The following is a 7677-nucleotide window of genomic DNA, read 5'->3' on the forward strand; positions in this document are numbered from 1 at the left end:
TAGCCTACAAAAAGCCCAAGGAACATACGAACCTTGGGCTTTTACTTTCTATTCTTTTCGCTTTATAAGTAGCGATCTTTTAGGTGAGCTTGAAAGTGTTTAGCATTCAGTGTTTCACCCGTGGCTTGTTTTACCAACTCATCAGTGGTGAATAAGCTCCCTTTACTCCAGATGTTTTCCGAGAGCCAATTGAATATCGGAGCTAAGTCGCCAGAACGAATAACCGCATCTACATCGACGGTTTGTTTCATTGCTGCCATAAATTGTGCAGCGTACATCGCACCGAGCGTGTAGGACGGGAAATAGCCAAAACTTCCGTCTGTCCAATGGATATCTTGCATACAGCCATTTTTGAAGTTTCCTTCGGTTGATAGCCCCAAGTACGCTTTCATCTTTTCGTTCCAGAGTTCTGGTACATCTGTATGTTTGATGACGCCGTTCATGAGATCTCGCTCAATTTCATATCGAAGAATAACGTGAGCAGGATATGTAAGTTCGTCAGCATCTACGCGAATAAAGCCTTTTTCTACGCGAGTGTAAATTTTGGCTAAATTGTCTTTTTCGAATTCACTACCAGAAAAATGGTTAGAAGCCAGTCGAGCGAGGTGATCGATAAACGCGCTGCTTCGTCCTATTTGCATTTCAAAGAAGAGTGATTGTGATTCATGAATACCCATAGAGCGAGCTTCTCCCGCGGGTGTTCCTGATAAATCTTTTGGTAGCCCTTGCTCGTATCGAGCATGGCCAGTTTCGTGGACAATCCCCATCAATGATTGGACAAACTCGTTTTCATTATAACGTGTCGTAATACGTACATCTGTCGGTACACCGCCACAAAATGGGTGGGTACTCTCATCAAGTCGACCGTGTTCAAAATCGAATTGAAGTAGCTTCATGACTTCCAAACCGAGCGCTTTTTGCTTTTCCGCAGGGTAGTGTGCAGTTGGCAATAAGATGTTGTCTGATTGTTGTTTTTCAAGCGCTTCATCGATCAAAGTAGGAAGCCAGGTTTTCACGTCAGCAAAAAGAATGTCTAACGACGCAGACGTTGTGCCAGGTTCATAAACATCGAGCATGGCATCATAAGGAGTCGTGCCATTTGCTTCGGCTCTAATTTGCGCTTCTTCCTGCGATAGCTTTACTACTTCAGCCCAGTTCTTTTCAAAACCAGCCCAGTCATTTTCTCCACGTTGTGTACGCCATGCATGTTCACATTTGGAGCCAGCAAGAGATTGAGCTTGAACTAATGATTCTGGTAGTAAGTTAGCTTGCTGCCACCCACGCTTCATTTCTCTTAGGATAGATTTTTCTTTTGTAGACAGCGTGTCTTCTTCTGCCTGAGCGAAAAGCTCTCCCAAGTGCGGTTGAGTCATTAAAGAATGGATATGTACATCAAGCTCTGCCGTGGCATTCGAGCGTGCTTCAGCGCCACCAGGTGGCATGACCGCTGCTTGATCCCAATCTATGATGGCAGATAGATGCTCAAAATTTGCCACTTTTTTGGAATGTTCAACGAGTTTTGTAAATGCGTTCATGTGACTACTCTTATTCTTTTGTTCTTTCCCTAAACACCCGATAACGGGTCCTTCATATGGTGTTGCACTAAGCAACCTGCGTTAATTTACTAATAATTAACAATTAACTCCAACCCATTGTCCATAAACTCACCCAGTTGTATAGCTCTCTTAAAAAAGAAGCTTGCGAATCTTGTGGATTGGCGGTATTGATGAAGGATTGACAATTAATTATCACGATAATATGGATATTTTGAATTTCGAGGCATTTATTATTGCCATTACGATTTTAACGTTAACGCCAGGTTTAGATACTGCACTTGTTATCCGTAACACTAGCCGCTCGGGCCTAAAAGATGGATGTACAACCAGTCTAGGGGTTTGCTTTGGCTTATTCGTACATGCTTTTTTTTCTGCGGTTGGTATCTCGGCGATTCTTGCGCAATCAGCAGAGTTGTTCCAAATCGTAAAAATGATTGGCGCAGCTTATCTTATCTGGCTTGGTTTGAGCAGTTTAAAAGCGCTAATGTCGTCGAAAGATGGATTGACCGTGACCGAGCAGATTCACGAAGTGTTTAATGGTAAGCGCTCTTTTAGAGAGGGCTTTCTTTCTAACGTCTTGAACCCGAAAACGGCGGTCTTCTATTTGGCTTTCTTACCACAGTTTGTGAATCCAGAAGGTTCACCCTTGCTTCAATCAATGATGATGGCATCTGTACACTTTGCTATTGCGATGGTTTGGCAGTGTGGTTTAGCTGGCGCGCTTAACTCGGCTAAAAATCTACTAAAGAATGCAAGCTTTATGAAGTGGATGGAAGGCGCGACGGGCGCAGTATTAGTCGCACTTGGTGTGAAGTTATTAATTGAAAAACCCGTTTAATGCGTAATATTTATCGATTGTTGATACTACTCGCTGTATTTATTGTGGGGATAGGTGCCGCTGTTGCTTGGCATACGTGGCCACAAGTACAGTTTGCGCAACGCGGCATGATCTGGTCTTGGCACTGGGGCTACTTCGAGCCTTTTGCTAATGGAATACAACAAACGCGAACTCAAGACACTAAACAGTTATTGCTCAGGCGTGTGTATTTGCATGACGCTATTGTCGTTTTTGTTTCGACAACTATGGACAATAAATTTGAGGTTGACGTTGTAAAAGAGCAAACCTGTGAACCTAAAACGACAACTTGGGCTTCGGTCTCTGTCAATCATCAACCTGTTAGGCATGTACCTATGGTGTGCGATGCGTTTGGGCAAGGCTACTTTTATCGCTACATCGGGAAACATCTGGAATCGATTGAAGTTGGTGTCGGCGACTCGTTTGTAACAGAAGCATTTTTAGACTGGCCGCTCTCAGAGTTGAAAGCGGATCAATTCAAGCAAAAAAATGCGAAGTTTTTTGAAGAACGTGGAGAAAACGTTGAGCATCAATGGTTGAGAGATTAACCATTTAACCGAAGATAAATAAAGCCCGCTAAATAATAGCGGGCTTTGTGTTTTTACCATGTCTAATGTGTTTTGCTCTCTGTGACTGACAGTTTATGACCGCAAACCTGCCGTTTCATTAAGCTTTCACTGCTTCAACTTCACCTGATTGCGATGTTGAGCTAAAGAACAGTTTGGTTTCTGCCAGTACGACGTGACGCAGTGCGAGCAAACCAATCAGGTTAGGAATTGCCATCAGACCGTTTACGATATCAGCCAGTAGCCAAATCATATCGAGGTGAAGGAATGCACCAGATGCCACCAAGCCAACGAAAATCAGTTTGTATGGAAGTACAGCTTTAGTTCCGAACAGGAACACAACGCAGCGCTCACCGTAGTAGTTCCAACCAAGAATGGTGGTAAAAGCGAAGAACATCAAACCGATTGAAACGAGCATAGGGCCAAATGTATCTGCATTTAAACCCACCGCAAAAGCATGAGTCGTCATCGCGGCGCCTGCTAGGTCACTTTGCCATGCACCGGTCAGGATTAGAGCAAGGCCTGTCATGGTACAAATAATGATGGTATCGAAAAAGGTACCCGTCATTGAAATTAGGCCTTGTTTAACACAAGAGTCTGTCTTCGCTGCTGCTGCTGCCATAGGCGCGCTACCCAAACCTGATTCATTTGAGAACACACCGCGAGCGATACCTGATTGGATTGCCAGCATGATGCTTGCACCTAAAAAACCACCAGTCGCTGCTGTTGATGTAAAGGCTGAAACCAGCACTAATTCAACGGCATTGAACAATTGGTCTGCATTCATGATGATCACGCTTAAACACGCCAACACATAAAATACAGCCATGGTAGGAACCACTTTTCCTGCAACGTTAGCAATGGATTTGATGCCACCCAAAGTTACGAAAGCAACCAAAAGAGTTAGTACAAAGGCAGATAGCTCACGGTTAACACCAAGAGATATCTCACTTGCATCCAGAATCGCGTTTACTTGTGGAAACGTACCGATACCAAAACAAGCAACACCCAAAGCAAACACTGCAAACATGATCGCGAGAGCTTTTGAGCCAACACCGTATTGCAAGTAATACATTGGGCCACCAATCATTTGGCCTTTATCATCGACTCTTCGGTACTTAACCGCCAACAAACATTCGGCGTATTTAGTCGCCATTCCGAAAAGGGCAGCGAGCCACATCCAGAATAGAGCGCCTGGTCCACCGAGTTTGATTGCTGTGGCAACACCAACAATGTTACCAGTACCAATTGTTGCTGAGAGCGCAGTACAAAGAGCTGCAAAGCTAGAAACGTCACCTTGAGTATTAGATGACTTATCTTTACTGAATACCATCGCTAGCGCTGTTGGGAGGTGTTTAAACTGGATCAAGCCAAGGCTAAAAGTGAAGTAAACCCCTGTACCTACTAGCAAAATAAGCAGCGGTGGACCCCAGACAAAATTATCGATGGTTTGTAGTAAAGATTGTAGGTTGTTCATGATTTCCCCTTAATAAAACAACTAATAAGGAGAAGAGGGAAAGGACGAGATCAACGATCTCTAAAAGAGCTAAGCTATTGGTTGTAGGCGGGAAGGCCAAGCAAAATAGTTAGGTTGTAACTTTCCACTCCTCTGTCCTTTTGCCTGAGAGTTTCACCTTGCGTGAGTGCAAGACTTGCTCCTTCGGCGACCGATTTAACGGTTCTCTCCAGAGGTTCCTCCAACTACAGTCCCCGCTACCTAGGTAGCACCTGAAATAGTTAATTCTTCGGCGAGTTATGCTAATCAAATGTTAAAATTTGATTAATAACCACTCTCCTGCAGTCTTCATCGGAACAATTACCTTTGATTTATATAAGTTTCTCAGTTGTTACTAAGTTGTTACATAACTCTCAGATAATCAGATAGTTAGCCTATTGCTAACAGCGCATAATTTACCAACTATGAGATATAGGTCAAGTATTTTTCATAGTGTTTTAAGTCGATGTACTCCAATTTGTACCCCAACTTGTGTATTCGATAGTATAAAAAACCCCACCAATAAGGTGGGGTAATGTCATTACTGTAAGCCTTAATTTGAAGCTGATAGGTTTTGATAAAAGCCTATCATCCTTTGCTCTTCAGCGTTGTCTATCTCTGTTCTCACTACAGGGATGATGCTACCTGAACTGTCAATATCACTCCGTACATGAATATTAACGTCTACTTTCTGCTGATTAGAAGTTATTTCCTTGCCAGTTCTACGTAGATGCTCAAGTACAGGAGTGTCCCACCATTTAGCAGTCTTAGAATCGCCGAACAATGATGTAAAGCTCATACTGCCGCCCGGTCTTGCTTCCCAAACTGCAAGCAATCCGGTTAGGTACACATTCAAACGTGAGAAGAGTGATAATGTTCCACGAAGACCAGTGTTAATACCACCAACACCTTTAGCCATTGTTGAAGCAGCTTTACTACCACCAGTGAAGAATCCAACCACTTTTGAACCAATGTTCCATAGCATCTTAAATCCTTTAATGAGCTTAGTTAATCCAAATGATAAACCTAATACTTTAGCTCCAAAGGTTGCAAACTTGGTGATTCCTTCGTCAGTAGCTCCTGTTAGGTCTTTGAAGCCGTTGTAAGCGTCGATTAATAGGGCACCTAACATAACGAAGGGAAATGAGATCGCTTTTAACGCACTACCGATTCCGCTACCAAGTACCTTAGCGAGTCCTTTACCTTCGCCTGCTAACAGGTTGAAACTCTTTGTAATTGCCATAAGAGCTGGTTTTAGACCCTTGAAAAACTCATTACCTAACTCAAGCACGTTATTTTTAGCAATGGATAATTGTGGACCTAGTCCAGTACGTAGACTCCAAGCTAGTTGATCATTACGGTTTGCAGCGATTGAAAGTTGTCGTCCGAATTCTGGGAGGATTTCGCTTGCAAGTAGCTTCCCATCTTTCATTAACTTACGGAAAGCACGTTCTTTATCGACTTCACTAAGGTTCTTATCAATCTTACCAAGTGCTACTGCTGCATTGATCATTTGTTGGACCGATCCAGCGCTACTTTCAGACAACTGCCCATAGATCTCTTCAGCGTACAGCGTACCTTTTCCTGCAATTTGTTGGATAGCGATGATCGAACGTTGTTGTGCTTCCTGAGTGACACCAAGTGCAGTGTTATATTCTGCCAGACCTTTGAATAGACCTCTCAAGTCCTTCTCTGACATCTTGTTACCTGCTGCTGCTTGAAAGTTCACGTAAGCACGTGTCAGAGTATTAATATCCTGACCTAGTTCTAAAGCTGTTTGACGCACAAATGCAAAGTTATCTGCTGCTTTCTCTGCCGAGCCACTGGTAACTAACATTGAACGCTCTAGTGATTCGAATGTGAGTCCTGTTTGAACCACTGCATGACTACTAGCTGCTACAGCATAAACACCAGCAAGGTTAGCGGCTAAATTCTTAGAAATGCCTTGTTGCTTTTGAAGTTCACGAGTTCGAGTGCGTTCACGGCGGTTGCGATCTGTAATCTGAGATTTAAGCTTTTTCTCAAGGTGTAGTAGTTCTTCTACTGTCTTCGCTTGTTTGAGCTTGGTGAGGAGTACTTTCTTTTCAGATACATCTAGATCACGGATAGCTGCATTACTGAGTACAAACCTTTTTAAAACAGTACGCTGGGTTTGCTCAAATTTCTTTTGTTCAGCATTGAGCTTTCTGTACTGCCTAGCGTGTGCATCATGTTCAGGCTGTCGTCTACGCCTGTTTGATGTAGTACCGCTTGTTCCGTCAGGGTTTAAAATCGTTTGTGGGTTTGCTCTTTCTAGTTGTTTAGCTAATTGTTTACTTTGCTTTAAGACGCTGTTCCACGACTGTCTATCTAAACGCCAGCCCACGGTATTTACAAATTTATGGAGTGTTCTAGCCATATTAAAACCTTTCTAATTGTTGTTATGGTTTGGAAGGTGGGTTTTGTAGATCTACGATCCCATTGCCGTTATAGAACTCCCACACTTGTTGTCTCATCGATTTCTGTGTGTCGTTCTGTGACTTTGAATCTGAATCACTCTGATTAGTTTTAGACTGAGCATCCAATTTCTTACTATCATCCATTGCTTGAATCAGTGTTCCTCGGGAGTAGCTGACGTTTCTGATATGCTCAAGGGTGAGCGAATATTTATAACTATCAGTGCTCGAAACTTGCTGGGGAGAGTAGCTTGTAATCACATAATTTGAGAAATTGTACAGCTCATTCACGATAGTGAGTTTTGTTGAGTTGTTATACCATCCGAGTAGAACGTCATTAGTCCTAGAAGGGCGCTGGTTTAAATCTTCGTATCCGACTAAACCATCGTATTGTTTAAGTGGGTGACGTCCCACATAGAAGGTTAAACTCAGGATAGGGTTCTGTTTAATAACATGATTTGAGATAGTGCTCTTATCTGAAATTGGATATTTACTCACGTTAGCATTCCAAGTTGGGGTGAGTTCTGAGAATGCATCGGCGTATAGTCTGCCGTTGGTGGAGTCCATTAGATACGTTGGGACAATCATTTTTATTTATCCTTATTATTATTTTCTCAGTTCTTCATCCACAATCTTCTTTATCTTCTTCAATACTGTTCGATAATCTTCTTTAGGATCTTTCTCTTTTGGTTGGCTTTGTTGCGTAATTCGGACAGAAAACCAAGTCGTCCGAAATTGAATAATTATTAAACAATATACTGAGTTTCAG

The 7677-nt window shown here is 42.7% G+C and carries 6 protein-coding genes and 1 riboswitch; of the genes, 2 read left to right on the forward strand and 4 right to left on the reverse strand.

Features of this window, described 5'->3' with window-relative positions; translation table 11 throughout:
• Positions 1-62 precede the first annotated feature (62 nt).
• Positions 63-1535, reverse strand: coding sequence for a carboxypeptidase M32 (locus R7Z49_RS06640; RefSeq protein ID WP_017820931.1), 1473 nt, complete (start codon positions 1533-1535; stop codon positions 63-65).
• Between the two features lie 223 nt (positions 1536-1758).
• Here R7Z49_RS06640 and R7Z49_RS06645 point away from each other — a divergent pair, with 223 nt between their 5' ends.
• The gene (locus R7Z49_RS06645; protein ID WP_213970244.1) at positions 1759-2394 is read left to right on the forward strand and encodes a LysE family translocator; all 636 of its coding nucleotides are present in this window, start codon (positions 1759-1761) and stop codon (positions 2392-2394) included.
• On the forward strand, positions 2394-2960 hold the full coding sequence (locus R7Z49_RS06650; RefSeq protein ID WP_318111474.1) for a threonine transporter RhtB: 567 nt from the start codon (positions 2394-2396) through the stop codon (positions 2958-2960). The genes R7Z49_RS06645 and R7Z49_RS06650 overlap by 1 nt, the downstream gene beginning before the upstream one ends.
• Before the next feature lie 118 nt (positions 2961-3078).
• Here the strand turns inward: R7Z49_RS06650 and R7Z49_RS06655 are convergent, their stop codons facing one another.
• The 3 genes from R7Z49_RS06655 to R7Z49_RS06665 all read right to left on the reverse strand — a co-directional run bounded on the left by R7Z49_RS06655 (position 3079) and on the right by R7Z49_RS06665 (position 7496).
• Positions 3079-4455: an alanine/glycine:cation symporter family protein gene (locus tag R7Z49_RS06655; RefSeq protein ID WP_256901089.1), complete on the reverse strand. Its 1377-nt coding sequence runs from the start codon at positions 4453-4455 to the stop codon at positions 3079-3081.
• Between the two features lie 122 nt (positions 4456-4577).
• Positions 4578-4677, reverse strand: a riboswitch (glycine riboswitch).
• A 349-nt stretch (positions 4678-5026) separates the two neighbouring features.
• A complete protein-coding gene (locus tag R7Z49_RS06660; RefSeq protein ID WP_318111475.1) occupies positions 5027-6871 on the reverse strand; it encodes a tape measure protein in 1845 nt (614 codons plus the stop codon).
• 22 nt (positions 6872-6893) lie between these two features.
• Positions 6894-7496: a phage baseplate protein gene (locus R7Z49_RS06665; protein ID WP_069547980.1), complete on the reverse strand. Its 603-nt coding sequence runs from the start codon at positions 7494-7496 to the stop codon at positions 6894-6896.
• Positions 7497-7677 lie beyond the last annotated feature (181 nt).

The sequence above is a fragment of the Vibrio sp. 1562 genome (assembly GCF_033340155.1).
Taxonomy (GTDB): Bacteria; Pseudomonadota; Gammaproteobacteria; order Enterobacterales; family Vibrionaceae; genus Vibrio; species Vibrio alginolyticus.

Excerpts from the sequence above, each read along its gene's own strand:
- R7Z49_RS06655 (WP_256901089.1), bottom strand. The coding sequence starts at position 4,455 with ATGAACAACCTACAATCTTTACTACAAACCATCGATAATTTTGTCTGG.
- R7Z49_RS06660 (WP_318111475.1), bottom strand. The coding sequence starts at position 6,871 with ATGGCTAGAACACTCCATAAATTTGTAAATACCGTGGGCTGGCGTTTA.
- R7Z49_RS06650 (WP_318111474.1), top strand. The coding sequence starts at position 2,394 with ATGCGTAATATTTATCGATTGTTGATACTACTCGCTGTATTTATTGTG.
- R7Z49_RS06640 (WP_017820931.1), bottom strand. The coding sequence starts at position 1,535 with ATGAACGCATTTACAAAACTCGTTGAACATTCCAAAAAAGTGGCAAAT.
- R7Z49_RS06665 (WP_069547980.1), bottom strand. The coding sequence starts at position 7,496 with ATGATTGTCCCAACGTATCTAATGGACTCCACCAACGGCAGACTATAC.
- R7Z49_RS06645 (WP_213970244.1), top strand. The coding sequence starts at position 1,759 with ATGGATATTTTGAATTTCGAGGCATTTATTATTGCCATTACGATTTTA.